At 73.0% G+C, this 24,067-nt stretch carries 24 protein-coding genes; 11 read left to right on the top strand and 13 right to left on the bottom strand.

Annotated features, from left to right (window positions below; all coding sequences use genetic code 11):
* Positions 1-3: 3 nt before the first annotated feature.
* The 6 genes from MUY14_RS12895 to MUY14_RS12920 all read right to left on the bottom strand — a co-directional run bounded on the left by MUY14_RS12895 (position 4) and on the right by MUY14_RS12920 (position 5,266).
* Positions 4-426, bottom strand: coding sequence for a thioesterase family protein (locus MUY14_RS12895; protein WP_247023217.1), 423 nt, complete (start codon positions 424-426; stop codon positions 4-6).
* Positions 427-442: 16 nt separating this feature from the next.
* The gene (locus tag MUY14_RS12900; protein ID WP_247023218.1) at positions 443-1,387 is read right to left on the bottom strand and encodes a TAXI family TRAP transporter solute-binding subunit; all 945 of its coding nucleotides are present in this window, start codon (positions 1,385-1,387) and stop codon (positions 443-445) included.
* Complete coding sequence (locus MUY14_RS12905; protein ID WP_247023219.1) at positions 1,384-2,769, bottom strand: HAMP domain-containing sensor histidine kinase; 1,386 nt, start codon at positions 2,767-2,769, stop codon at positions 1,384-1,386. Before MUY14_RS12905 ends, MUY14_RS12900 begins: the two co-directional genes overlap by 4 nt.
* A 4-nt stretch (positions 2,770-2,773) precedes the next feature.
* Positions 2,774-3,442, bottom strand: a complete 669-nt coding sequence (locus tag MUY14_RS12910; RefSeq protein WP_247023220.1) for a response regulator transcription factor — start codon at positions 3,440-3,442, stop codon at positions 2,774-2,776.
* Positions 3,443-3,449: 7 nt separating this feature from the next.
* Positions 3,450-4,760, bottom strand: a complete 1,311-nt coding sequence (locus tag MUY14_RS12915) for an MFS transporter (protein WP_247023221.1) — start codon at positions 4,758-4,760, stop codon at positions 3,450-3,452.
* Between the two features lie 80 nt (positions 4,761-4,840).
* Positions 4,841-5,266: a hypothetical protein gene (locus MUY14_RS12920; RefSeq protein ID WP_247023222.1), complete on the bottom strand. Its 426-nt coding sequence runs from the start codon at positions 5,264-5,266 to the stop codon at positions 4,841-4,843.
* A gap of 242 nt (positions 5,267-5,508) precedes the next feature.
* Here MUY14_RS12920 and fabG point away from each other — a divergent pair, with 242 nt between their 5' ends.
* Complete coding sequence (gene fabG, locus MUY14_RS12925; protein ID WP_247023223.1) at positions 5,509-6,213, top strand: beta-ketoacyl-ACP reductase; 705 nt, start codon at positions 5,509-5,511, stop codon at positions 6,211-6,213.
* Positions 6,214-6,247: 34 nt separating this feature from the next.
* Positions 6,248-7,015: an enoyl-ACP reductase FabI gene (gene fabI, locus MUY14_RS12930; RefSeq protein WP_247023224.1), complete on the top strand. Its 768-nt coding sequence runs from the start codon at positions 6,248-6,250 to the stop codon at positions 7,013-7,015.
* 4 nt (positions 7,016-7,019) lie between these two features.
* Here fabI and MUY14_RS12935 read toward each other — a convergent pair whose 3' ends face one another.
* Together MUY14_RS12935 and MUY14_RS12940 are read right to left on the bottom strand one after the other, a co-directional pair.
* Positions 7,020-8,180, bottom strand: a complete 1,161-nt coding sequence (locus MUY14_RS12935) for a Cmx/CmrA family chloramphenicol efflux MFS transporter (protein ID WP_247023225.1) — start codon at positions 8,178-8,180, stop codon at positions 7,020-7,022.
* 73 nt (positions 8,181-8,253) lie between these two features.
* Positions 8,254-8,835 (bottom strand): TetR/AcrR family transcriptional regulator, encoded by a 582-nt coding sequence (locus MUY14_RS12940; RefSeq protein ID WP_247023226.1) that lies wholly within the window; start codon positions 8,833-8,835, stop codon positions 8,254-8,256.
* 86 nt (positions 8,836-8,921) lie between these two features.
* On the opposite strand from MUY14_RS12940, the gene MUY14_RS12945 reads away from it, so the two are divergent.
* A complete protein-coding gene (locus tag MUY14_RS12945) occupies positions 8,922-9,965 on the top strand; it encodes a ferrochelatase (RefSeq protein WP_247023227.1) in 1,044 nt (347 codons plus the stop codon).
* Here MUY14_RS12945 and MUY14_RS12950 read toward each other — a convergent pair.
* Positions 9,907-10,413, bottom strand: a complete 507-nt coding sequence (locus MUY14_RS12950) for a GNAT family N-acetyltransferase (protein ID WP_247023228.1) — start codon at positions 10,411-10,413, stop codon at positions 9,907-9,909. The genes MUY14_RS12945 and MUY14_RS12950 overlap by 59 nt on opposite strands.
* 6 nt (positions 10,414-10,419) lie before the next feature.
* Positions 10,420-11,217, bottom strand: coding sequence for a hypothetical protein (locus MUY14_RS12955; RefSeq protein ID WP_247023229.1), 798 nt, complete (start codon positions 11,215-11,217; stop codon positions 10,420-10,422).
* A gap of 100 nt (positions 11,218-11,317) precedes the next feature.
* Between MUY14_RS12955 and MUY14_RS12960 the strand changes: the two genes are divergently transcribed.
* From MUY14_RS12960 to MUY14_RS47280, 3 genes are all read left to right on the top strand, one after another.
* On the top strand, positions 11,318-12,715 hold the full coding sequence (locus tag MUY14_RS12960; protein ID WP_247023230.1) for an ATP-binding protein: 1,398 nt from the start codon (positions 11,318-11,320) through the stop codon (positions 12,713-12,715).
* Complete coding sequence (locus MUY14_RS12965; protein ID WP_247023231.1) at positions 12,712-14,676, top strand: VWA domain-containing protein; 1,965 nt, start codon at positions 12,712-12,714, stop codon at positions 14,674-14,676. Before MUY14_RS12960 ends, MUY14_RS12965 begins: the two co-directional genes overlap by 4 nt.
* A gap of 225 nt (positions 14,677-14,901) precedes the next feature.
* Positions 14,902-15,249 carry a hypothetical protein gene (locus tag MUY14_RS47280; protein ID WP_396126846.1) on the top strand — a complete coding sequence of 116 codons (348 nt, stop codon included), beginning with the start codon at positions 14,902-14,904 and terminating at the stop codon, positions 15,247-15,249.
* A gap of 133 nt (positions 15,250-15,382) precedes the next feature.
* Here the strand turns inward: MUY14_RS47280 and MUY14_RS12975 are convergent, their stop codons facing one another.
* Entirely contained in the window at positions 15,383-16,705 is a 1,323-nt protein-coding gene (locus MUY14_RS12975) for a hypothetical protein (RefSeq protein ID WP_247023232.1), read from the bottom strand.
* A 128-nt stretch (positions 16,706-16,833) separates the two neighbouring features.
* On the opposite strand from MUY14_RS12975, the gene MUY14_RS12980 reads away from it, so the two are divergent.
* Positions 16,834-17,595, top strand: coding sequence for a MerR family transcriptional regulator (locus MUY14_RS12980; RefSeq protein ID WP_247023233.1), 762 nt, complete (start codon positions 16,834-16,836; stop codon positions 17,593-17,595).
* A 67-nt stretch (positions 17,596-17,662) separates the two neighbouring features.
* Positions 17,663-18,901, top strand: a complete 1,239-nt coding sequence (gene mshC, locus MUY14_RS12985; protein WP_247023234.1) for a cysteine--1-D-myo-inosityl 2-amino-2-deoxy-alpha-D-glucopyranoside ligase — start codon at positions 17,663-17,665, stop codon at positions 18,899-18,901.
* Positions 18,902-18,958: 57 nt separating this feature from the next.
* Here mshC and MUY14_RS12990 read toward each other — a convergent pair whose 3' ends face one another.
* Together MUY14_RS12990 and MUY14_RS12995 are read right to left on the bottom strand one after the other, a co-directional pair.
* Positions 18,959-20,593 (bottom strand): ABC-F family ATP-binding cassette domain-containing protein, encoded by a 1,635-nt coding sequence (locus MUY14_RS12990; protein ID WP_247023235.1) that lies wholly within the window; start codon positions 20,591-20,593, stop codon positions 18,959-18,961.
* 158 nt (positions 20,594-20,751) lie between these two features.
* Entirely contained in the window at positions 20,752-21,228 is a 477-nt protein-coding gene (locus MUY14_RS12995) for a MarR family winged helix-turn-helix transcriptional regulator (protein ID WP_247023236.1), read from the bottom strand.
* Positions 21,229-21,376: 148 nt separating this feature from the next.
* On the opposite strand from MUY14_RS12995, the gene MUY14_RS13000 reads away from it, so the two are divergent.
* Genes MUY14_RS13000 through MUY14_RS13010 form a run of 3 tightly spaced genes read left to right on the top strand, consistent with a single transcriptional unit; the run spans position 21,377 to position 24,020 of the window.
* Positions 21,377-21,964 carry a helix-turn-helix transcriptional regulator gene (locus MUY14_RS13000; protein WP_247023237.1) on the top strand — a complete coding sequence of 196 codons (588 nt, stop codon included), beginning with the start codon at positions 21,377-21,379 and terminating at the stop codon, positions 21,962-21,964.
* Positions 21,961-23,223, top strand: coding sequence for an MFS transporter (locus MUY14_RS13005; RefSeq protein WP_247023238.1), 1,263 nt, complete (start codon positions 21,961-21,963; stop codon positions 23,221-23,223). Before MUY14_RS13000 ends, MUY14_RS13005 begins: the two co-directional genes overlap by 4 nt.
* Positions 23,187-24,020, top strand: coding sequence for a metallophosphoesterase (locus tag MUY14_RS13010; protein ID WP_247023239.1), 834 nt, complete (start codon positions 23,187-23,189; stop codon positions 24,018-24,020). The genes MUY14_RS13005 and MUY14_RS13010 overlap by 37 nt, the downstream gene beginning before the upstream one ends.
* The last annotated feature ends 47 nt before the right edge of the window (positions 24,021-24,067 follow it).

Here is a 24,067-nt window from a genome sequence, read left to right on the forward strand (position 1 = left end):
GGCTCAGCCCTCGAGCAAGGCCGCGTAGACCTTGCGGACCGCGTCCGGCGGCGGGGCCGGCCGCAGCGTCGCGGGATCGATGAACACGTACCGGAGGGTCGCCGCCTGCAGCAGTGTCTCGCCGCGGTGGATCTCGAAGTCGAAGATCAGCGATGTCGTGCCGAGGTGGTTCAGGTACTGCGAGACGACCAGTTCTTCGTCGTAGCGCGCGGGCGCGCGGAACTTCAGGTTCGCCTCCGCGACCACGACATCGGTGCGGTGGGCCAGGAACTCGTCGTGCGAACCGAACAGCGCCTTCTCCGCCTCGAACGCGCACATGTCCACATAGGCCAGGTAGTGGGCGTTGAAGACGATGCCCTGGCCGTCGCACTCGTGGTAGCGCACGCGCAGCGGCATCCGGACGATCGGTCGGCGGGGTTCGGTCACGAGCCCAATCTAGCGCTCAGCCGTGCAGCGCCCGGTAAGCGGCCGCCGCACCCGGCTGCAGGGGGACCGGCTGCGTGCCGATCAGCGTCCGCACGTCGAGGAACTGCGTTCCGACGGCTTCGGCGGGTACCAGCGCGGTCGCGCGCTCGACGAGCAGCCGGACCACCGCCGCCGCGACGTCGTCGGGCAGGGCGGGGGAGCAGACCAGCAGGTTCGCCACGCCGATCGTGCCCAGCGCGCCGACCCCGCGGTAGGCGCCGTCGGGCACCTGGACCTGGTCGTACACCGGCCCGTACGCGGCGCGCAGCGCGGGCACCACCGGATCCAGCGGCAGCAACGCGATCGGCGTGGTGCGGGTGAGCTCGGCGAGCTTGGGCGTCGGCACGCCGCCGGACCACAACATGGCGTCGATCCGGCGGCCGGCCAGCGCCCGGACGGCGTCGTCGAACAGCAGGTGCCGCGCGTCGACCACGACCCCGGCCTTCGCGAACAGGCGCTCGCCGAGCTGCGCCGCGCCGGAGCCGCCCGCGCCCAGCGACACCGGACGGCCCGCGAGGTCGGCCAGCCGGCGCACCGGCCCGTCGGCGCGGACCACGAGCTGCAGGTAGTTCTCGTAAACGCGGCCGAGCGCGAGCAGCGGCACCTTCGCCCCGAACGGCGCCCCGCCGGTGATGGCCGTCTGGGCGACGTCGGTGAGCGCCAGCCCGAGGTCCGCCTGGCCGTGGCGGACGAGGTCGACGTTCGCGACGCTGGCCTCGGTCGGCACGGCGGTGGCGTGCAGCAGCGGCTCGGCGCGGCTGAGCTCGGCCGCGAGGAGCTCGGCGAAGGCCAGGTAGAAGCCGCCGCGTTCGCCGGCCGCGATGGTGACCGTCCGCTCCGCGCCGCGGTACCCCGACGTCGAACACCCGGCCAGGGCGAGGCCGAGGCCGCCGAGCAGGGCGGTGCGCCGTCCGACGGTCATGGCGCCTCCGGCAGCGTGACGCGGACTTCGAGGCCGTGCGGCTCGGCCTGGCGCAGTTCGAGGACGCCACCGCGGGTGCGCACCTGCTGGTGCGCGATGGCCAGCCCGAGGCCGGTGCCGCGCGGGGCGCCTTCGCCACCCGCGCGCCAGAAGCGTTCGGTGGCCCGTGCGCGATCCTCAGTGGACAGTCCGGGGCCGTCGTCGCGGACGACGAGGGTCGCCGTCTGCGGGCCGGCTTCCCAGTCCGTCGTGATCTTCGCGCGGTGGCCGGCGTAGTGGACGGCGTTGTCGAGCAGCACGTCGAGGATCTGCGCGAGTTCGCCTTCGGGGCAGCGCACGGTGACCGGCTCGTCGTGCCCCGGCGGGGGGACGATCACCGAGCCGGCGTCTTCGGCGGCCGGCCGCCAGGCGTCGACGCGCTCGGCGAGCACGGAAGCGAGGTCGCACGCCTCGTCCGCGCCCCCGGCCGCCACGCGGGTCGCGGTGCTCTCGGCGAGCGCGAGGGCCAGCAGCCCGTCGAGGAGCTTTTCCAGGCGCTCGACCTCGGCGACGGTCGCCCGGTAGGTGGCGCCGTCGCCCTCGACCTGGTGGGCGAGCGAATCGACGCGCAGCCGCAGCGCGGCCATCGGGTTCCGCAGCTGGTGCGAGGCGTCGGCGACCAGCCGGTGCTGCTGGTCGGCGGCCTCGAGGACGGCCTCGGACATCCGGTTGACCTCGGCGGCGAGCGAGCGCAGCTCACGCGGTCCGGCCTTCTCCGGGACGTGCGCGCGGTGCCCGGCGGCGACGGCGAGCACGCCGGTCTCCAGCTCGTGCAACGGCCGCACCATCCACCGCGCGAGCACCACGGCCAGCAGCACGAACAGCACCGCGACCAGCAGCGCGCCGGCGGCGATGGTGCCCCAGCGGGTGGCGACGTCCGCGGCCGCCGCCGTCACCGACGCCCGCAGCACGACCACGCCGGAGACGCGGGTGCCGGTGCCGACCGGGCGGGCGAAGTAGGCGGGGTCCGCCGACCACGGCGATAGACCGTCGACGCGCGGCGCCGGCTCGTTGCGCATGGTCGCTTCGACCAGCGCGTGCACCGCCGGGTCGGCCGCGGTCAGCCCGCCCGCCTGCACCAGCGGGACGCGGCGGGCGTCGACGATGACGACACCTTCGCCGTACAGCTCGGCGTAGCGGGCCGCGTCGGCCGCGAGGGCCGCCGGGTCGCGGGTGTCGACGGCCTGCTGGGCCAGCACGACGAACCGGTCGACGTCGGCGGTGCGGGAGATGACCAGCTGCTGGGTGCGCTGCTCGGCGGTGGCGGTCAGCAGCGGTACGGCGAACGCGGCGACGACGGCGAGCGCGAGGGCCACCAGGACCACCAGCAGCCGGGTGCGCACGGCGTCAGTCCCGGCCGAGCCGGTAGCCGAAGCCGCGGATGGTGGTGAGCAGGCCGGGCCGGTCGAGTTTCGCGCGCAGCCCGGTCAGGTGGACGTCGAGCGAGCGCGAGACGGCGAGGTAGGCGTCACCCCAGACCTCGTCCATCAGCTGCTGGCGGCTGACCGCGGTGCCCGGGCGGGCGGCGAGGACGGCCAGGATCTCGAACTCCTTGGTGGTGAGCCCGGCGTCGTGCCCGGCGACGAGCACCCGGCGCGCACCGAGGTCGATCTCGACGTCCTCGACGCGCACGACGTCCCCGGCGGGGGCTTCGCGGGCGACCGCGCGCCGCACGACGGCGTCCATCCGGGCCAGCAGCTCGGCCAGCCGCACGGGTTTGGTCAGGTAGTCGTCGGCGCCCAGGCGCAGGCCGCGCACGACCGAGCGTTCGTCGCCGCGGGCGGTCAGGACGATGACCGGAACCGGCGACACCGCGCGGATCTTGCGGAGGACGTCGAGCCCGTCGAGGTCGGGCAGCCCCAGGTCGAGCAGGACGAGATCGGCGTCGCGGTGGCGGTGCAGGGCGTCGGCACCGCGGCCGACGCTGGTGACGGGATGACCGCGCGCGTGCAGCGACTCGGCGAGCGCGCCGGCGACACCCGCGTCGTCTTCGACGAGGAGCACGCGCACGGTCATCCCCTTGTCAGCGCTCTTCCAGCTCGGAGGTCTTCGAGGTTTCCCGCATTGTGCCGTAGACGATCAGGGAGACCAGGACACAGCCCGCGACGTACCAGAAGAACACCGTCTCGTGGCCCGCGCTCTTCAGCGCCTGCGCGATGAGCTCGGCGGTGCCGCCGAAGATCGCCACGGTCAGCGCGTAGGGCAGGCCGACGCCGAGCGCGCGGATCTTCGTCGGGAACAGCTCGGCCTTCACGATGGCGTTGATCGAGGTGTACCCGGCGACGATGACCAGCCCGGCCAGCACGAGGAAGAACGCGCCGACGGGGTTGCGGGTCGAGCCCATCACGGTCATCAGCGGGACGGTGAGCAGCGTGCCGCCGATGCCGAAGAACAGCAGCAGCGGGCGGCGGCCGATCCGGTCGGACAGCTTGCCGGCCAGCGGCTGCAGGATCGCCGCGACGAGGATCGCGCAGAACAGCACGATGGTGACCTGCCGCCGCGGGATGTGCGCGGTGTTTTCGAGGAACTTCTGGCTGTAGGTGGCGAAGGTGTAGAAGCCGACCGTGCCGCCGAGGGTCAGGCCGACGACGAGCGCGATCTCCTTGGGGTACTTGGCGAGTTCCCGCAGGGTGCCGCGGCTGCCCTTGTTCTCGCCGGCTTCGCGGACGTAGCTCTCGGACTCGTCCATGCCGCGGCGCAGCCACATGACGGTGAGCGCGGCGAGCGTGCCGACGACGAACGCGATCCGCCAGCCCCACGACGTCAGCTGCTGTTCGGTGAGGATCGCCTGCAGGATCAGCTGGAGGCCGAGCGCGAGGAGCTGACCGCCGTAGAGCGTCACGTACTGGAAGCTGGAGTAGAAGCCGCGTTTGCCGGGAGTGGCCACTTCGGACAGGTAGGTCGCGGAGGTGGAGTACTCGCCGCCGACCGACAGGCCCTGGATCAGCCGCGCGATCAGCAGCAGGATCGGCGCGGCGATCCCGATCGTGTGATAGCTCGGCGTCACGGCGATGAGCAGCGACCCGCCCGCCATGAAGGTCACGGAGAGCACGAGCGCGCTGCGCCGCCCGAACCGGTCGGCGAACCGGCCGAGCATCCACCCGCCCAGCGGCCGCATGAGGAACCCGACCGCGAACACGGCGGCGGTCCCCAGGAACGCGGCCGTGGTGTCGGTGGTGGGGAAGAACGACTTGGCGAAGTAGGTGGTGAAGGCCGCGTAGGCGTACCAGTCGTACCACTCGATCAAGTTGCCGATGGAGCCGCGCAGCACGTTGCCGATCACGCGGTTCTCGCTCACGGCCCCGCCGGCGGTGGGGCTGATCCGGGTTGTCATCGTCGACCTCCTGTGTTGCGACTCACGGTGACGAAGGGGTGAGCGGGCAGCAAGGTCGGCGACGGGTTCCTAACACGGCCTTAGGACGGTCGTGGGGCGGCCAGCTGGCGTGCCGGGCGCGCGCCGCCATGCTCGGCGAACGAGCCGATCCGGTGCCCGGCTTCTTCCAGCCGCGCGTACGTGCCGCGCGGGCCGGTGGCCGCATCCTCGATGGCGGTGTCGCGGTGGAGCCGCGACACCGAGAGCCGGACCACGAGCCCGGCGGCCCGCAGCGCTCGGTCCCGGACGGTGACCTCGGCGATGGCGAGTGAGCCGGCCACCCGCGCACCGGCCGGCTTGAAGCGGACCTCGATGGACCTCGACGGCGTGAAGCCGACCTCCGCGGCGTCGGCGAGGTGGGCGCTGCGGCCGCGTTCCCGGGCTTCGCGGGGCAGCCGTGACCCGGCGGCGCGCGACAACCCCTCCGGCTGAGCCGTCCCGGTGACGCTCTGTGGCCCACATCGCACCCCGCCAAAAGTGAGAGCAAGAACGCATCCGCGCCCCGATCGGCCCCCGCCCGCACGACTTCGTCACGCTCCGTTCATCTACCGACGGGTACTTTCACCGTCCTCTTACGTCCCCGCCCGCCAACGCGAACCCGTGTCGGGTTCGACCCCGGTTGAGCTGCAGACACCCTGCGCGACCCGCGAGCACTGCCGATAGCCTCGTGCCCGACATCTGCGCACGGGCGACGAAGAGGGAGAACACTGTGGGACGGTCGGTCTTGGTCACCGGGGGCAACCGGGGCATCGGGTTGGCGATCGCCCGGGACCTCGCGGAGCAGGGGCACCAGGTCGCCGTCACGCACCGTGGTTCGGGGGCGCCCGAAGGGTTGTTCGGGGTGCAGGCCGACGTGACCGACACCGAGCAGGTCGACGCCGCCTTCAAGCTCGTCGAGGAGCACCAGGGGCCGGTCGAGGTGCTGGTGTCCAACGCCGGGCTGACCGACGACACGCTGCTGATGCGGATGAGCGACGAGCAGTTCGAGCGCGTCATCAACGCCAACCTCACCGGCGCCTACCGGGTCGCGAAGCGCGCCTCGCGCGGGATGCTGCGCGGCAAGTGGGGCCGGTTCGTCTTCATCTCCTCCGTCGTCGGCCTCTCCGGCTCGGCCGGGCAGGCGAACTACGCCGCGTCGAAGGCCGGCCTCGTCGGCTTCGCGCGGTCGCTGGCCCGTGAGCTGGGCTCGCGCAACATCACCTCGAACGTCATCGCGCCCGGTTTCGTGCACACCGACATGACCGACGAGCTGCCCGAGGACCGCAAGAAGGAGATCCTCGCGCAGGTGCCGTCCGGCCGGTACGCCGAGCCGTCGGAGATCGCCGCCGCCGTGCGGTACCTGGCTTCCGACGAGGCCGGCTACGTCAACGGGGCCGTGCTGCCCGTCGACGGCGGCCTCGGCCTCGGCCACTGATTCCCGTTACCCGAACACCAGACCTGGAGGACCCGTGCCCGGACTGCTCGAAGGCAAGCGCCTGCTGATCACCGGCATCATCACCGACGCCTCGCTCGCCTTCCACGCGGCCAAGATCGCGCAGCAGGAGGGCGCGACCGTGGTGCTGACCGGTTTCGGTCGCATGTCGCTGGTCAAGACCATCGCGAAGCGGCTGCCGGAGCCGGCGCCGGTGCTCGAGCTCGACGTCACGAACTCCGAGCACCTCGACAGCCTCGCCGACCGGATCCGCGAGCACGTCGACGGGCTCGACGGCGTGCTGCACTCGATCGGCTTCGCCCCGCAGAGCTGCCTCGGCGCGCCGTTCCTGGACGCGCCGGCCGAGGACGTCAAGACCGCGGTCGACGTCTCCGCGTACTCGTTCATGTCGCTGTCGAAGGCGTGCCTGCCGCTGCTGGGCCGCGGCTCGTCGATCGTCGGCATGGACTTCGACGCCCGCGTCGCGTGGCCGGTCTACAACTGGATGGGCGTCGCGAAGGCCGCGCTCGAATCGGTCAACCGGTACCTGGCCAAGGAACTCGGCCCGCAGGGCATCCGGGTCAACCTGGTCAGCGCGGGCCCGATGAAGACCATGGCCGCGAAGTCGATCCCGGGCTTCTCCGACCTCGAGGACGGCTGGGGCGACCGCGCGCCGCTCGGCTGGGACAGCTCGGACCCGGACCCGACGGCGAAGAGCGTCTGCGCGCTGCTGTCGGACTGGCTCCCCGCCACCACCGGCTCGATGATCATGGTCGACGGCGGGGTCCACGCCCTCGGCATCTGAGCCGTCACACCGCGATCGGCTCGCGGTCGTCGTTCCGCTGGACGACGGCCGCGGCCGTGAGCGCCACCAGGGTCGCCGCGCCGAGCGCCATGCCGGTCCAGGCGACGCTCGGGAAGCCGAGCCCGGCGTCGATCGCGACCCCGCCGAGCCACGGGCCGACGGTGTTGCCCACGTTGAACGCCGCAGTCGTGCCGGCGCCGGTGAGCGTCGGCGCGTCGCCGGACACCTGGTAGGCGCGCACGTTCAACGCCGGGTTGGCGCCGAACCCGGCGACGCCGAAGGCCAGCACGGCCGCGACCGCGACGACCGTGTCGGTGGTCGAGGCCAGCACGGACAACGCCGCCAGCGCGAGGCCGATGCTGCCGTAGAGCGTCGCGAACGGCCGCCGGTCGGAGAGCCGCCCGCCCACCGTGATCCCCAGCAGCGCGCCGACGCCGAACAGCGCCAGGACGCCCGGTACCCACTCCTCGGGGAGGCCGTCGGTCTCGGTCAGCAGCGGCGCGAAGTAGCTGAACGCCGCGAAGACCATCGCCTGGCACAGCGCGACCACGCCGAGCGCGAGCCAGACCCGGCCGCGCCGGTACATGCGCAGTTCGCCGCGGACGCCGCCGGTGCCGCCGGTCGTGTCCGGCACGAGGCTCGCGACGCCGGCCGCCGCGAGCAGCGTCACCACCGCGACCGCCCAGAACGCCGTCCGCCAGCCGGCGTGCTGGCCGAGGAACGTCCCCGCGGGGACGCCGGCGATGTTCGCCACGGTGAGGCCGCCGACCAGGACCGCCATCGCGCGGCCGCGGCGGCCGGCCGGCACGAGCGCGATCGTCGTGGCCGCCGCGACAGCCCAGAACCCCGCGCAGGCGAGCGCCGCCACGACCCGCGTCGCGAACAGGAGCGCATACCCCTCGGCGAGCGCGCCGACGACGTGCGCCACGACGAAGACGGCGAGCATCGCGAGCAGGGTCCGGCGGCGGGGGAGACGCAGTGTGCCGATGGCCAGCAACGGCGCCCCGACGACCATGCCGACCGCGAAGGCGGAGATGAGCAGCCCGGTGTCGGGGATGCTCACGCCCAGGTCGGCGGCCATCCCGGGGAGCAGGCCGGTGATCATGAACTCGGACGTGCCCAGCGCGAACACGCTGAGCCCGAGGACGAAGACGGCCAGGGGCACGGGTCCTCCTTGGTTGTGTATCGATCAGTTCAAAACTGCGGCAAACGAAAAGGAACTCGGTCCGGAACGGGGGTCAGTGCGCGACGATCGAGGCGAGCGCGAGATCGGCGACGGCGTGCATGGCCTCGCGGCTCGTGCCCCGGCGGGCCATCACCCGCAGGCCGGAAATCGTGCTGAGCAGGAACTCCGCCACGTCGGCCGGCGCCAGGCCGTCGCGCAGGCTGCCGTCGAGCACGCCCTCGCGGGCGCATTCGGCGAACATGGCCAGGTTCTGGTCGGTGTCGCTGCGCAGTGCGGCCCCGACCTCGTCGTCCGGCAGGCCGAGTTCGGCGAGGGTGTTGACCACGAGGCAGCCGCGGGGGCGGTCCCGGTCGGCGTCGATGGCGGTGTCGAGCACCGTCGCGAGCCGCTCGGCCGCGGTGCCCGGGCCGTCGAGGATCGCCTTCCGCTTGCCCAGTTCGCGGTTCGTGTAGTGCGTCAGCGAACGCTGGAAGAGCGCCCGCTTGCTGCTGAACGTGTTGTAGACGCTGCTGCGGCCGAGTCCGGTCGCCGTGCACAGGTCCTGGGTCGACGTCGCCTCGTAGCCGTGCTCCCAGAACGCTTCCATCGCGCGCTCGACGGCGGCGGACTCGTCGAACTCCCGTGGCCTGGCCATGGCACCACCGTAGCAGGATTTTGGACCGATCGATTCACAACCGGGCCGGGTCAGCGTGCGGGCCGCCACATCGGCAAGATGGCGGGGTGGGATACGACGCGTTGCTGTGGCTTTCGTTCGGCGGTCCGGAAGGACCCGAGGACGTCATGCCGTTCCTCGAAAACGTCACCAGGGGCCGGGGTGTCCCGCGGGAGCGGCTCCTCGAGGTCGCCGAGCACTACCAGCACTTCGGTGGGGTTTCGCCGATCAACAGGCTGAACCGCGACGCGATGGCCGCGGTCGAGAAGCAGCTTTCGGCCGCCGGGCTGGACCTCCCGGTGCACTTCGGCAACCGCAACTGGCACCCGATGGTCGAGGACACCCTCGCCGAGCTGACGGCGGCCGGGGCGAAGCGGGTCCTGGTGTTCCCCACGAGCGCGTACGGCGGCTATTCGGCGTGCCGCCAGTACGACGAGGACATCGAACGCGCCCGCGCGGCGGTCGGCGACGGCGCGCCCGAACTGGTGAAGCTGCGCCAGTTCTTCGACCACCCGCTGTTCGTCTCGGCGGTCGCCGACGGGGTGCGCGCGGCGCACGCGTCGCTCGGTGACGTCCCCGGCGTCCGCACGGTGTTCACCGCGCACTCGGTACCCGAAAGCGCGGACAAGGCGTCCGGACCGCCCGCGGAAGGCGGCCGCCGGTACTCGCGGCAGATCGCCGAGGCGGCCCGGCTGGTGGCGGCCGAAGCGGGCATCGCCGAGTACGACGTCGTGTGGCAGTCGCGGTCCGGGCCGCCGCAGGTGCCGTGGCTGGAGCCGGACATCGTCGACCACATCGACGCGCTGCACGCCCAGGGGGTCCCCGGGGTCGTCGTCTCGCCGATCGGGTTCGTCTCCGATCATCTCGAGGTGATCTGGGACCTGGACAACGAGGCGGCCGAACGCGCGGCCGAGCACGGCATGGCCTTCGCCCGCGCGGCGACCGCGGGCGGCGACCCGCGCTTCGCCGAGCTGGTGGTCGAGCTGATCCGGGAACACACGAACGACGTGGCGCCGCGCAAGCTGTCGCCGTTCCCGGTGGGCGGCTGCACGGTCAACGGCGCGCCGTGCGCGATCGGCTGCTGCGAACCGGCGAAGCGCCCGGCTCGCTGAGCCGGACCTGCATCAGGTGGGGTGAGCGCGCGAAGCCGTGGCGCTCGTAGGCCGGGATGGCGCGGGTCGACGAGTGCACGGTGACCCGCTCCAGACCCAGTTCCCCGGCCAAGCGCAGGGTCTCGCGGATCAGCAGGCCGCCGAGGCCGCCGTCACGGGCCTCGGGCACGACGTACACCGATTGGACGTCGCCGCACGCCCGTGAGAAGGCCGGCGGGGTGGGCACGCGCGCGGTGATCGCGAGGAACGCCATCCCGAGCACCTCGCCGTCCCGGACGAGGATCAGGCACCGGTGGGTGGCCGCGTTGTCCCGCGCCCATGCGGCGAACTCCCGGACGAACCGGTCGCGGCCTGACGCGGGCAGCCCGTCCTGCTCCGCCACCCACCGCCACCGCAGCGCGGCGACGGCTTCGAACTCTTCGGGGCGGGCGAGACGGACCTCCGGCATAACCGGTCAGGCTTCGCGGGCCGGTTGTTCGGCGAACACCCGCACAGCTTCGTTGACCGCGGCGCACCGGGCCGTGCGGACCGCGTCCGACAGCGGCCGCAGCGCCTGGGCGCGCAACGTCGACGCCGAGGCCGACAATGCGCCGCCCGGGTCGTCCGTGGAAGCGACCACGAGGATCGCCGCGATCTCTTCGGCCCGCTGCAGCACCCGCAGGGCACGCCCGGGCGTGCCGGCCGGCCAGTCGACGTCCGGGCGGGAACGCAGGTGCGCCGACAGCTCCGCGCGCACGCCGGGCCGGTCCGAAGCCACGTCGAGCGACTGCAGGGCGCCCGCGCTGGCCCGGATCGCGTCGGTCAGCCCGTGCTCGGCCTCGGCCAGGCCGAAGTACTCGGGCCGGGCGGGCGAAGCCAGCGAGTAGACGGTCCACCGGACCAGGCCTTCGGCGATCGGCTCCGGCACCAGGCCGAAACCGAGGTCCGCGAGCACCACCGCGTCGCCGGCGCGCACCGCCGCGTCGGTGAACGGACCGCCGCCGCCGAGGCCGCGGACGTCGCCCGGGACCGGCAGGACGAGCTGGAGGGATTTCGCTCCCTGCGAACGCAGCGCCATCAGCAGCTGGACGGGGGTAGCGGCCCGGTTGAAGGCCAGCGGCAGCTGGAACGCCTCGGCGGCGGCCGTGTCGGCGGCCACGACATCGTGGGCTTCACCCCACGCGAGCAGGGCGTCGAGCACATCGTCGGACGCGGCGGCTCCGTTCAGCCACGCGCTGGACCACACCGCGAAAGTCGCACTGGGACGGCACACGACGCCCTATTTTACCGGCTCCGCCCGAACCGGCAGAGCGCGCCCACGCTGGAGTCGCTCCACATCGACGCACCGCCGATCCGGCAGTAGCGTCGAGCGGGTGAACGCTGTTCCAAACGCTCTTCCCCGCACCGCCGGGGCCCTGCGCGCGGCCGGGTACGAGCCGCGCCCGATCGCGCGAGAGATCCACGACAACCTGCTGACCGCCCTCAAGAACGGCGAGGACGCCTGGCCCGGCATCGTCGGGTTCTCGCGCACCGTGCTGCCGCAGCTCGAACGCGCGCTGCTGGCCGGCCACGACGTCGTCCTGCTCGGCGAGCGCGGGCAGGGCAAGACCCGCCTGCTGCGCACCCTCGCCGGCCTGCTCGACGAGTGGACGCCCGTCATCGAAGGCGCCGAGCTGGGCGAACACCCGCTCCAGCCGATCACCCCCGCGTCCCTGCGCCGGGCCGCCGAGCTCGGCGACGACCTACCGGTGGCCTGGCGCCACCGCTCCGAGCGCTACACCGAAAAGCTCGCCACGCCCGACACCTCAGTCGGCGACCTGATCGGCGACGTCGACCCGGTCAAGGTCGCCGAAGGCCGCAGCCTGGGCGACCCCGAGACCATCCACTTCGGCCTGGTCCCGCGCGCCCACCGCGGCATCGTCGCCATCAACGAGCTGCCCGACCTCGCCGAGCGCATCCAGGTCGCGCTGCTCAACGTGATGGAGGAGCGCGACATCCAGGTCCGCGGCTACACGCTGCGGCTGCCGCTGGACGTCCTGCTCGTCGCCACCGCGAACCCCGAGGACTACACCAACCGCGGCCGGATCATCACCCCGCTCAAGGACCGCTTCGGCGCCGAAATCCGCACCCACTACCCCCTGGACGTGGAGTCCGAGATCGCGGTGGTCAAGCAGGAGGCCAACCTCGTCGCGGAAGTCGGCGAGCCGCTGCTCGAGGTGCTGGCCCGGTTCGTCCGGAACCTGCGCGAGTCGACGGTGATCGACCAGCGCTCCGGCGTCTCGGCGCGGTTCGCCGTCGCCGCGGCGGAGACCGTGGCTGCGGCGGCCCTGCGGCGCGCGGCGCTGACCGGCGAAGAGCCGGCCGTGGCGCGGCCGGTCGACCTCGACGCCGTCCCGTCCGTGCTGCGGGGCAAGATCGAGTTCGAGCCGGGCGAGGAGGGCCGCGAGGTCGAGCACCTCGTGCACCTGATGCGCCGCGCGGTCGCCGAGACCGCGCGTGGGCGCTTCGCCGGGCTCGACCTGCGTCCGCTGGCCGACGCCGTCGAGGACGGCCACCTGGTCGCCACCGGCGAGCGCGTCCCGGCCAAGGACGTCCTCGCCGCGCTGCCGGAACTGCCGGTGCTGCACGAGGTCGCCCAGCGGGCCGGCGTCGGCGCCGACGAACCCGCCGGACGGATCGCGGCGGCCGTCGAACTCGCCCTCGAATCGCTGTTCCTGGCCCGGCGGCTCGCCAAGGACTCCGACGACGCGACGACCGTCTACGGCCGATGACCGCGGTCCCGCTCCCCGACGGCTACTCCTACGGCCCGTGGCACGACGGGCCGGACCCGCTCGCGCCGCCGGCCGACCTGCGCGACGCGCTCGACGAGATCGGCCGCGACGTGATGGCCGGGGCGTCGCCGCGGTCCGCGCTGGAGGAACTGCTCCGGCGCGGCACCGAGCGCACGTCCGGCCTGGACGAGCTGACTCGGCGGCTCTGGCAGCGCCGGTCGCAGATCCAGCGCCGCAACAACCTGGACGGCACCCTGCAGGAGGTTCAGCGCCTCCTGCAGGAGGCCCTCGACGCCGAACGCCGGGACCTGTTCCCGGACCCGGACGACGACGCCCGCTTCCGCGAGGCCCAGCTGGACGCGCTCCCGCCGGGCACCGCGGCGGCGGTCAACGAGCTGGCGAACTACGACTGGCGCTCGGAGCAGGGCCGCGAGAACTACCAGCAGATCCGTGACCTGCTCGGCCAGGAGCTGATGGAGTCGCGGTTCCAGGGCATGAAGCAGGCGCTGCAGAACGCCGGGCCCGAGGACGTCGAGCGGATCAACGAGATGCTCGCCGACCTCAACGACCTGCTCGCCGCGCACGCCCAGGGCGCCGACGACATCCAGCAGCGCTTCGACGGCTTCATGGCGAAGCACGGCGAGTTCTTCCCGGAGAACCCGCGCAACGTCGAAGAGCTGATCGACGCGCTGGCCGAGCGGTCCGCGGCCGCCCAGCGGATGCTGAACTCGATGTCGGCCGAGCAGCGGGCCGAGCTCGCCGAGCTGACCCAGCAGGCGTTCGGCGACCCGCGGCTGGCGCAGCAGCTGTCCCAGCTGGACTCCCAGCTGCGCGCGGCGCGCCCGGGCGAGGACTGGACGGGCTCGGAGCGCTTCCGCGGCAAGAACCCGCTGGGCATGGGCGAAGGCGCGCAGGCGATGGCCGACCTGGCGGAGCTGGACGCGCTGGCCGAGCAGCTGGGCCAGTCGTACCCCGGTGCGAGCCTGGACGACGTCGACCTGGAGGCGCTCGAACGCCAGCTCGGCAAGGACGCCGGGGTCGACGCCCGCCGGCTGTCCGAACTGGAGCGTGAGCTGCGCCGCCAGGGCCTGTTCGAACGGGCCGCCGACGGCACGCTCCGGTTGTCGCCCAAGGCGTTGCGGCGCCTGGGCGAGACGGCGTTGTCCGACGTCGTGAACGCGTTGCGCGGCAAGACGGGCGACCGCGATACCGAGTCGGCGGGCGCGGCGGGCGAACCGACCGGCGCGTCGCGGCCGTGGCGGTTCGGGGACATGCAGCCGTGGGACGTCCCCCGCACCATCCGCAACGCCGTGCTGCGCTCGGTTTCGGTGGGGGAGCGCCAGGTCCGCCTGGACGTCGAGGACGTCGAGGTGGTGGAGACCGAGCACCGGTCGCGGGCGGCGGTCGCGCTGCTGGTCGACACGTCGTGGTCGATGGTGCAGGAAGGTCGCTGGCTGCCGATGAAGCGCACGGCGCTGGCACTGCACCAGCTGATCAGCACGCGCTTCCGCAACGACGCGCTGCAGCTGATCACGTTCGGCCGCTACGCGATGCCGGTGGAGCTGCCGGAGCTGATCGGCCTGGAGGGCGCGTGGGAGCAGGGCACGAACGCCCACCACGGCCTCCTGCTGGCCGGGCAGCACCTGCGCCGCCACCCGGACGCGCAGCCGGTGGTGCTGATGGTCACCGACGGCGAGCCGACCGCGCACCTGGAACCGGACGGCGAGGCGGTCTTCGACTACCCGCCCCAGGACCGGACGCTCCACAAGACACTGTCCGAAGTGGACCGGCTGGCGAAGCTGGGCGCGTCGATTTCGGTGTTCCGGCTCGGGGACGACCCGAGGCTGACGTCGTTCGTGGACCTGATCGCGCGGAGGTCGGGTGGCCGCGTGGTGGCCCCGGACCTCGACGGCCTCGGCGCGGCGGTGGTGGGGGACTACCTGCGGACGCGGCGCCGCTGAGGTTCGGGCCCACCGGCCGGCCGCACCTCGACCGAGGTGCGGCCGGCCGGTGGGCTAGGCGCGTGTCTGACAAAAGTTTCGGCTGGTGGCTGGGATGCTGCTGGTCGTGTCGCGGTTTTAGTTGCTCTCGGATGCCCAGTGGGCGTTGATCGAGAATCTTCTTCCGGTCCGTACCGGTAAGCGCAGGCGTCCGTTTTCCGATGCGCGGGCGATGGTCGAAGAATCATCTACCGCTATCGGTGCTGGATCGCCTGGCGCGACGTGCCGGCGGTGTTCGGTCCGTGGCAGACGATCTGGACCTGGCATCGCCGGATGGCCGGCGACGGAACCTGGGACACCGTCCTGCGGCGCCTGCTCACCGACGCCGACGCCGACGGCATGGTCGACTGGTCGGTGTCGGTGGATTCCACGATCGTCCGAGCGCATCAGCACGCCACCAACATCACCCGTCCCACAGGGGCTGGGTCGAACTACACGGATCTGCTGACCGAGCCGCCTGAGCATGCGATCGGCCGTTCCCGCGGCGGGCGTCCACCCGCCTCGACTCGGTCGACTGCCGAGGGCGCGATGTGATCCAACGACGGTTCAACTTGCTCAAACAGTGGCGCGGGGTGGCCACTCGCTACGACAAGCTCGCCATCGTCTATCGGTCAGCGGTCGTCCTCCACGCCGTGGTCACCTGGACAAAGGCACTGTCAGACCTTCCCTAGGCGCGTCGATGACGGCCGGTGCCCGTCCGGTCCTCGCTCGCCCGGCTCAGTGTCCGGGCCGCGCGGGCCGTGTCCTCGTGGCCCCTCGGCAGGTACGCCTCGTGGTCGGCCAGCACCTCCCGGCCGAGTGCGCGAGCCTGCCTGTGCGCGCCCTCGGCCGTCAGCAGGTCGACCGACCGGCGCCGCAGCCGCAGGACCGTGCCCAGCCGAGGACCCGCCTCCGCCGACGGCAGGGCGCGGAAGTGGCGCCACAACGCGGCGGCGTGGCCGGTCAGGTCCGCCGTCTCCTCCGCCGCCACCACGGCGAACGCCCGGTCCAGAGCCGCGGCCATCCGGTCTTCCGCGTGCAGCCGGCCCAGGATCGCGCGGCGGGTCAAGCGGTGCATCGTCACGACCTCGCCGCTGGTGTCGAACTCCGTGAGGGACGCCGACGCCAGACCGGCCAGCGCCGCGTCCACCGCCACCGGGTCCGGGCCCACCCGGTGCACCAGCGCCCGCCGGACGCCCGGCGATCCCAGCACGGCGAGGAGTTCCGCGACGACCGACGCCCGGCCGTCCCGGGCCGCCACCGCTCGCAACGCCGCGATCGTGGTGTCCTCGACGCACGGGGAGTGGTCTTCGCCCGGGTCCCGCTCCAGCGGCGGGGTGCGCGGCAGCCGGTCGAGGTACTCCTCGAAGCCCGACGTCCGGATCACGCCGCCCGCCTGGGCCAGCGCCAGCGGCAGGCCGCCGAGTTCCCGTGCGACTTCGGCCGGGGCGGCGTCCCGGCCCGATCGCGCACGGAGGAAGCCGACCGCTTCGGGCTCGTCGAACGCGGGCACCGGCAGCGTGGGGCCGAGGACTTCGAAGTCCGGCACCGTCGTCGTCACGAGGACGCGGGCGCGGGCGGGCAGCCAGCGGTTGAGCGCGTCCGGGTCGGTCGCGCCGTCGAAGACGACGAGCGCGTCGTCGAGATCGTCGAGCCACGCCAGACCCTCGCGGGCAGCCGCTTCGGCGTCGGGACCACTGGCCAGCGCCGCGAAGGCACGCGCGGGGTCCTCGGCCGGCACCCAGACCACGGGCGAGCGGCCGGCCCGGACGTAGGCGGCGGCGAGGTGCGTCTTGCCCGCCCCGCCGCGGCCGAGCAGGACGCAGAACCGGCCGTCCCGGAACGTCGAGTCGATCTTCGCCAGCAGCGTGCCGCGCGCCACAGCGGAGACCGGTTCGGCGGGAACGGCGCCGGACACGAACCGGGGGCGAGGACGGCGCAGCCGCAGCACCACCGCCGTGACCAGCGCGAGCACGACGATCGCGCCGCCTGCGACGATCACGGTGCTCATCCGGCCAGGCTAACCGCGCGAGCCGCGTGACGAAGGTTGAGGAAGGGTGATGCTTGACCCTCACGTCACGTCAGGCAGCACGGTGGTCTTCGCAAGGGCCGAACGGCCACCGAAAGAGGAGGGGAACGATGGGGCATCCGGTGGGCAAGGTCGCCGCACTGGCCGGGATCACCGTCCGCACGCTGCACCACTACGACGAGATCGGCCTGCTCAGCCCGAGCGGGCGGACCGCGGCGGGGTACCGCAGCTATGCCGACGACGACCTCGACCGGCTGCAGCGCATCCTGTTCTACCGGGAGCTCGGCTTTCCCCTCGAGACGATCGCGACCCTCGTCGACGACCCGGGCACCGACGCCGAAGCGCACCTCAAGCGGCAGCGCGAGCTGCTGGTGGCGCGGATCGGCGAGCTCGGGCGGATGGTCGCGGCCGTCGACCGCGTGATGGAGGCGAGAGCCATGGGCAGCGCGTTGACGCCCGAGGAGAAGTTCGAAGTGTTCGGCGGGTTCCGCGAACCGGACGGCTACGCGGAAGAAGCCGCCCGCCGCTGGGCGCACACCCCCGAGTGGCGGGGTGCCGCCACCCCGTCCAAGGAGGACCTGGCGGCCGGGGAGGCCGCCCGCAAGGACTGGGTGGCGCGGCTCGGCGCCGTCCTGGACGCCGGGGCCGCGCCGGACAGCCCCGAAGCCGGGGAGCTGGCCGAGGCACACCGGGAGATGCTGTCCCGCGTGATGGGCGAGTGCTCCTACGAGACGCAGCGGCGGATCGGTGTGCTGTACACCACCGAGCCGGCGCAGCTGGAGTTCCTGGTCCGGGCCGACGAGCAGCGTCCCGGCGTGGGCGCGTTCGTCCGCGACGCCATCGAAGCGAACGCGGCCCGCCGGGAGGAATGACTCCGCCAGGTGGGGGAGGAGTCCCACCGGACGGGAGGGGGTGCGGGGCAGCGCTTACAGTCGAGGTATGCAGACTTGGTCATCCGTCGACGTGCCCCGCATCCCGGGCACCCCCCGCCCGCTGCGGCTCCACGACACGGCCACCGGGCAGGTCCGCCCGACCGCGCCCGGGGCCACCGCCCGGATGTACGTCTGCGGCATCACGCCCTACGACGCGACGCATCTGGGGCACGCCGCGACGTACCTCGCGTTCGACCTGGTGAACCGCGTGTGGCGCGACAACGGCCACGACGTCCACTACGTGCAGAACGTCACGGACATCGACGAGCCGCTGCTGGAGCGCGCCGCGCGGGACAAGGACGACTGGGTCGTGCTCGGCATGCGCGAGACGGCGCTGTTCCGCGAGGACATGACGGCGCTGCGGGTGGTCCCGCCGCAGCAGTTCGTCGGCGCCGTGGAGAGCATCCCGGAGATCGTCGAGGTCATCGCCAAGCTGCTGGCCAACGGCGCCGCCTACCGGGCCGAAGACCTGGAGTTCCCGGACATCTACTTCGACCACGCGGCGACCGGCCGGTTCGGCTACGAGTCGAACTACGACGAGCCGACCATGGCGAAGTTCTTCGCCGAGCGCGGCGGCGACCCCGACCGCGCCGGCAAGCGCCACCCGCTCGACGCGCTGCTGTGGCGCGTGGCCCGCGAGGGCGAGCCCTCGTGGGAGTCCGAGCTCGGCCCGGGCCGCCCCGGCTGGCACATCGAGTGCAGTGCGATCGCCGTCAACCGGCTGGGCCTCGGGTTCGACCTGCAGGGCGGCGGCTCGGACCTGATCTTCCCGCACCACGAGTACAGCGCGGCGCACGCCGAAGCCGTGGCCAAGGACGGTCAGTTCGCCCGCCACTACGTGCACGCCGGCATGATCGGCCTCGACGGCGAGAAGATGTCGAAATCCCGGGGGAACCTGGTGTTCGTCTCGCGGTTGCGGGCCGACCAGGTCGACCCGGGCGCGATCCGGCTGGCCCTGTTCGCCGGCCACTACCGCGCCGACCGCCCGTGGACGGATTCGCTCCTCACCGACGCCGAGACGAGGCTGGCGCGCTGGCGCGAGGCCGTCTCGCTGGCCACCGGGCCGTCCGCCGCGGACACGATCGTCCGGCTGCGCGACCACCTGTCCGACGACCTGGACACGCCGAAGGCGCTGGCGGCGATCGACGCGTGGGCGAACGAGGCCCTCCGCCGCGACGGCACCGACTCGACGGCTCCCGGCCTGATCCGCATCGCGGTCGACGCCCTCCTCGGCATCGACCTCTGAAACCCGACCAGGGGCCGCACTTTCACGTGAAAGTGCGGCCCCTGAGCGTATAACGACCTATACCGCGGTGGCGGGGTGGCCGTCGGTCAGGTGGAGGCGGTCGCCGGACCAGTCGCGGCGCAGCCAGCGGTCGTGGGACGCGAGGACGACCGCGCCCGGAGCCCTCTCCAGCGCCGAGAACAGTTCTTCCGCCAGGGTCAGCGAAATGTGGTTCGTCGGCTCGTCGAGCAGGAGCACGTCCGGTGGTTCGGCGAGCAGGATCGCCAGCGCCAGCCGCCGCCGCTGGCCGACCGAGAGCGCGCCGACGGGCTGCCGGAGGTCCCGGGACGCCAGCAGGCCGAGCCGGCTCAGCGGGGGAGCGTCCTCGCCGAGCGTGTCCCGGTAGACCCGGGCCGCGGATCGGTGCGGCTCCGCGAAGGCGACGTCCTGCTCCAGCATCCCGACCCGCACGCCGTGTCCGAAGTGGACCGTGCCGGCGGCGGGCGCGAGCCGGCCGGCCAGCACGGACAGCAGCGTCGACTTCCCGGCGCCGTTCCCGCCGGTGACCAGCAGCCGGGCCGACCCCTCGACGTCGAGGTGCGGCAGCCGCAGCCGGCCCGGGACTTCCAGTGCGCGTACGGAAATCGCGGGTCCTTCACCGGCCGCCCGGCCGGTGAGTTCCGCCCGGAACCGCAGTGGCGCCGGGGGTTTGCGCACCTGGTCGCGTTCGAGGTTCTCCAGCCGCTGTTCGGCGTCGCGCACCCGCCGCGAGATCGTCTTCTGGACGCGCGCGCCCTTGAAGTGGTGGATGAACTTGTCGTTGTCCCGCGGGCCGCGGCCGTAGGCGACGTTCCGCGCGGTGACCGCGACGGTCTCCCGAAGCTCCTTCAGCTCCTCCTGTTCTTCGGCGAAGCGCTGCTCCCACCGCGCCCGCTCGGCCTTCTTGTGGCCGAGGTAGTCGGAGTAGCTGCCGCCGTAGCGGACCGCGCCGCCGGCCTGCCGGTCCGCCGCGGCCGGGTCGAGGTCGACGATGTCGGTGCAGACGGCGTCGAGGAACACCCGGTCGTGCGAGGACAGCACGACGATCCCGGTCAGCTCGGCGAGGTGGCGTTCGAGGAACGCCATCGCCGCGTCGTCGAGGTGGTTGGTCGGCTCGTCCAGCAGGAGCGTCTCCGGCTGCCGGACGAGCAGCGCGGCCAGCCCGAGCCGGGACCGCTGCCCGCCCGAGAGCGTGCCGAGCCGCCGGTCCGGTGCGACGCCGCCGAGGCCGAGCCCGTCGCAGACGAGCTTCGCGCGGCGGTCGGCGTCCCAGAGGTCGTGGGCCTGGGCCCACTCCAGGACCCGGCCGTACTCCTCGAGCACACCTTCGTCGTCGGGCCGGTCGGTCATCGCCGCGGTCAGCTCGTCGAGGCGGGCCGACGCGGCCCGGATCTCGGCGAGGGCGTCGTCGAGCACGTCGGCGAACGTCGCCTCCATGGCGAACGGCAGTTCCTGCAGCAGGAACCCGACGTCGGGGCCGCGGAGCACCTCGCCGGAGCGGGGTTCTTCGAGTCCGGCGAGCAGGCGCAGCAGGGTGGACTTGCCGGTGCCGTTCTCGCCGACCAGGCCGAGCCGTTGCCCGGCCGACGCGGTCAGCGAGATGCCGTCGAGCACCACGCGGGTGCCGTAGCCGAAGACGACGTCCTTGGCCTGCAAGGGAAAAAGGGTTGACATTGCGCATCACCGGGCCCGGAGGAAAAGAAGCGGAGATCCCGCCGGGCGTCATGGCACGCGGGAGCGTCAGGCTCGACCGGGTGCCGCCTCGGAAGCGGGATGGGCGCGGTTCAGTTCTTCATAGTGAGAACAAGTTAACGCAACAACCGTAGAGTTAGTCAACGGGTTATGGCCTGCGTCACATCCGGCAGCTCGACGGTCGACCGTTCGGCCGCCGCGGTGCCGTCGGTGAGGAACTCGAGCAACGCCGTCAGCTGGCGGCGGTCGAACCGCGCGAGCCGCTCGCCGACGAACCGGGCCATCGGCGCGTAGAGCTCGGCGAGCTCGGCCATCCGGTCGGGCAGTGGCCGGACGACGAGCCGGCGCCGGTCGGCGGGGTCCGGGGCGCGCTCGGCCAGCCGGTGCAGCGCCATCCGGTCGAGCAGGCGGGTGAACGCGCCGGTCGACATCCCGAGCAGGCCCGCGAGCTCGGTCGGGGAGTCGCTGACGCCGCCGTGGAGCAGGTGCAGGCAGTGCAGCTCGGTCGGGGTGACGCCCATCCGCTCGGCGACCGCGGCGTGGAAGAGCGCGGTCGAGCCCACGAACCGGGGGAGGGCGAGGGCGGCGGCGGTGGCGAGTTCGCGCTGGTCGGGCAACGTCCATCCAAGGTCGGGTCACGGCGCAGTCGCTGCCTGGTGCAGCTGCTGCGCGGCGAACGATAACGCAGCCGGTTGACAAACCCGCAGGCGGGACCAAGTATGAAAGAAGACTTTCGAAACACTTCTTTCAGGAATGGGGCGACCGATGGCCGAGCTGCCGCCGCGCAAGCGGATCGAGGACGTCGAGCTGCTGCGCGCGCTGGCGCACCCGTTGCGGTCGGCGCTGCTCAACCACCTCACCGCGGTCGGTCCGCGCACCGCGAGCGAGTGCGCGGAGGCGGTCGGCTCGACCGCGTCCAACTGCAGCTGGCACCTGCGTCAGCTCGCGCAGTACGGCCTCGTCGAGCGGGCCGACGCCGAAGACGGCCGCGAACGGCCGTGGCGCGCCCGGCAGGTCGGCCTCGAGGTGGGGGAGCTGGCCGACGACCCCGCGCACCGGGCCGCGCAGCTCGGCGTCGTCGGCGCGACGCTGAGCCACGAGCAGGAACTGACCCAGCGGTACCTGGACTCCCTCGACGACCTCGACCCCGCCTGGCGCGCCGCGGCCGGGATGTCGACCTACGCGCTGCGCGTCACGCCCGCGGAGCTGACCCGGCTGACCGAAGCGATCGACGCGCTGGTCCGGCCCTACGTCGGCGCGATCCGGGCCGACGCGCCGGCGGACGCGGCGTCGGTGCACGTCGGCCTGCGCGCGTTCCCGCGCATCGAGCACTCGGGGAAGGCCGAGGTGTGAGACAGCTGCTGGGGGTGCCCGCGTTCGCGCGGCTGTGGGTGGCGGCGTTCTTCGGCGAGACGGCCGAATGGATGCTGCAGGTGGCGCTGCCGGTCTACGTCTTCCAGCGCACCGGCTCCGCCGCGACGACGGCGCTGAGCATCGTGCTCGGCCTGCTGCCCGCGGTGCTGCTGAGCCCGGTCGCCGGCGTCGTCGCCGACCGGTGGAACCGCCGCGCGGTGCTGTTCGGCGTCTGCTGCGGGCTCGCCGTCGTCGCGCTCCCGCTGCTGGCCGAGCCCGGCGTCCCGGTGGTGTACGGCGTGATGGCCGCCCAGGCGGCGCTGGCGTCGGTGTTCGAACCGGCGCGCAACGCGCTGGTGCCGGAGCTGGTCGGGGTCGCCGACGTGACCGGCGCGAACGGCCTGATGAGCGTCAACGGCAGCGTGGCCCGGCTCGCCGGCGGCTGGGCGGGTGGCGCCCTGCTGGGCTTCGGTGGCCTCGCCGACGTCGTCACCGGCTACCTCGCCGTCCTCGTGGTGGCGGCGGCGCTGCTGGCCAAGCCGTTCCGGCGGGTGGCGGCCCCCGCACCCGCCGCCGCGCGCGAACCCGTCGTGCGGGCGTGGCTCGACGGCCTGCGGGAGCTGACGCACAACCGGCGGCTGTGGCGCACCGGGCTTGCGCTGGTGTTCACCTCGCTGGCGCAGGGCATGTTCCTGGTGCTGTTCGTGGTCTACGTCCTGGACGTGCTCGGCGGCAGCGAAGCCGACGCGGGCCTGCTGCGGGGCGTGCAGGCGATCGGCGGGCTGGCCGCCGGGTTCGCGCTCGCGACGGTGGCGCGGCGGGTGGCGCCGGTCCGGCTGCTCGGCTGGGGCTCGCTGCTGCTGGGCGTGCTGTCCGCGGTGATCTGGAACCTCGCCTCGGTGACGACCGCGCTGGGCGTCTACGTCGGCCTGTTCGTCCTCGTAGGCGCGCCGGGGGTGGCCGTCGGCGCCGGGGTGCTGTCGGAGATCCAGAGCGCGGTGGCCCCCGAGCGGGCCGGGCGGGTGCTGAGCACGACGTTCGCCGTGATCGCCACCTTCACGACCGTCGGCGCGCTGCTGGCGGGCACCCTCGTCGCGGCGACCGGGCCCGCGGTGCTGCTCGACGTCCAGGCGGGCGTCTACGTGTTCGCCGGGGTGCTCATGCTGGCCCGGATTCGCAGGTTTCGCGAAGAACCCGTGAGCGCGGTGGCTACGGTGGAGGGGTGCCACACCTCTTCGCCACCAGCGACCTCCACGTGACCCACGAGGGCAACGGCCCGATCCTGGACTCGGTCGTCCCCGAGACGGCGGACGACTGGCTGCTCGTGGCCGGCGACGTCGCCGAGCGCGCGGAAGCCACCATCGGGACGCTGAAGACGCTGCGCGAGCGGTTCGCGAAGGTCGTCTGGGTGCCGGGCAACCACGAACTGTGGACGACGAACAACGACCCGTGCCAGCTGCGCGGCCAGGCCCGCTACGAGTACCTCGTCGAGCAGTGCCGCGAGATCGGCGTCCTGACGCCGGAGGACGAGTACCCCGTCTGGGAGCACGGCGCGAAGCCGCTGACCATCGCGCCGCTGTTCCTGCTCTACGACTACAGCTGGCGGACCCCGGAGGCCGAGGGCAAGTCCCTCGAGGAGGCCCTGCGCCAGGCGCGGGAGGCCGGCGTCGTCTGCACGGACGAGTACTTCCTGCACCCGGACCCGTACCCGAGCCGCCAGGCGTGGTGCGCGGACCGGCTGAAGATCAGCACCGAGCGCCTCGACGCGATCCCCGAGGACCACGGCACGATCCTGATGTCGCACTGGCCCCTGCACCGCCACCCGACGGCCCCGCTGTACTGGCCGGAGTTCGCGCTGTGGTGCGGTTCGACGAAGACCGAGGACTGGCACCTGCGGTACCGCGCGGAGATCGCGGTGTACGGCCACCTGCACATCCCGCGCACGACGGAGGCGGACGGGGTCCGCTTCGAGGAGGTGTCGCTGGGGTACCCGCGCGAGTGGCGCAAGCGGACTCGGGGCGCGGTGCCGATGCGCCGCATCCTCTGGCCCTCCTGAGCCGCGGATCTTCGGGGCTGGTGTCGCGCGTCCGAGGTTCGCCGCCA

Origin of the sequence: Amycolatopsis sp. FBCC-B4732 (assembly GCF_023008405.1) — a bacterium.
Lineage (GTDB): Bacteria > Actinomycetota > Actinomycetes > Mycobacteriales > Pseudonocardiaceae > Amycolatopsis > Amycolatopsis pretoriensis_A.

Excerpts from the sequence above, each read along its gene's own strand:
- MUY14_RS12990 (WP_247023235.1), bottom strand. The coding sequence starts at position 20,593 with ATGTCAACCCTTTTTCCCTTGCAGGCCAAGGACGTCGTCTTCGGCTAC.
- MUY14_RS13000 (WP_247023237.1), top strand. The coding sequence starts at position 21,377 with ATGGCCGAGCTGCCGCCGCGCAAGCGGATCGAGGACGTCGAGCTGCTG.
- MUY14_RS12950 (WP_247023228.1), bottom strand. The coding sequence starts at position 10,413 with ATGCCGGAGGTCCGTCTCGCCCGCCCCGAAGAGTTCGAAGCCGTCGCC.
- MUY14_RS12900 (WP_247023218.1), bottom strand. The coding sequence starts at position 1,387 with ATGACCGTCGGACGGCGCACCGCCCTGCTCGGCGGCCTCGGCCTCGCC.
- MUY14_RS12915 (WP_247023221.1), bottom strand. The coding sequence starts at position 4,760 with ATGACAACCCGGATCAGCCCCACCGCCGGCGGGGCCGTGAGCGAGAAC.
- MUY14_RS12980 (WP_247023233.1), top strand. The coding sequence starts at position 16,834 with ATGGGGCATCCGGTGGGCAAGGTCGCCGCACTGGCCGGGATCACCGTC.
- MUY14_RS12975 (WP_247023232.1), bottom strand. The coding sequence starts at position 16,705 with ATGAGCACCGTGATCGTCGCAGGCGGCGCGATCGTCGTGCTCGCGCTG.
- mshC (WP_247023234.1), top strand. The coding sequence starts at position 17,663 with ATGCAGACTTGGTCATCCGTCGACGTGCCCCGCATCCCGGGCACCCCC.
- MUY14_RS12965 (WP_247023231.1), top strand. The coding sequence starts at position 12,712 with ATGACCGCGGTCCCGCTCCCCGACGGCTACTCCTACGGCCCGTGGCAC.
- MUY14_RS12910 (WP_247023220.1), bottom strand. The coding sequence starts at position 3,442 with ATGACCGTGCGCGTGCTCCTCGTCGAAGACGACGCGGGTGTCGCCGGC.
- MUY14_RS12940 (WP_247023226.1), bottom strand. The coding sequence starts at position 8,835 with ATGGCCAGGCCACGGGAGTTCGACGAGTCCGCCGCCGTCGAGCGCGCG.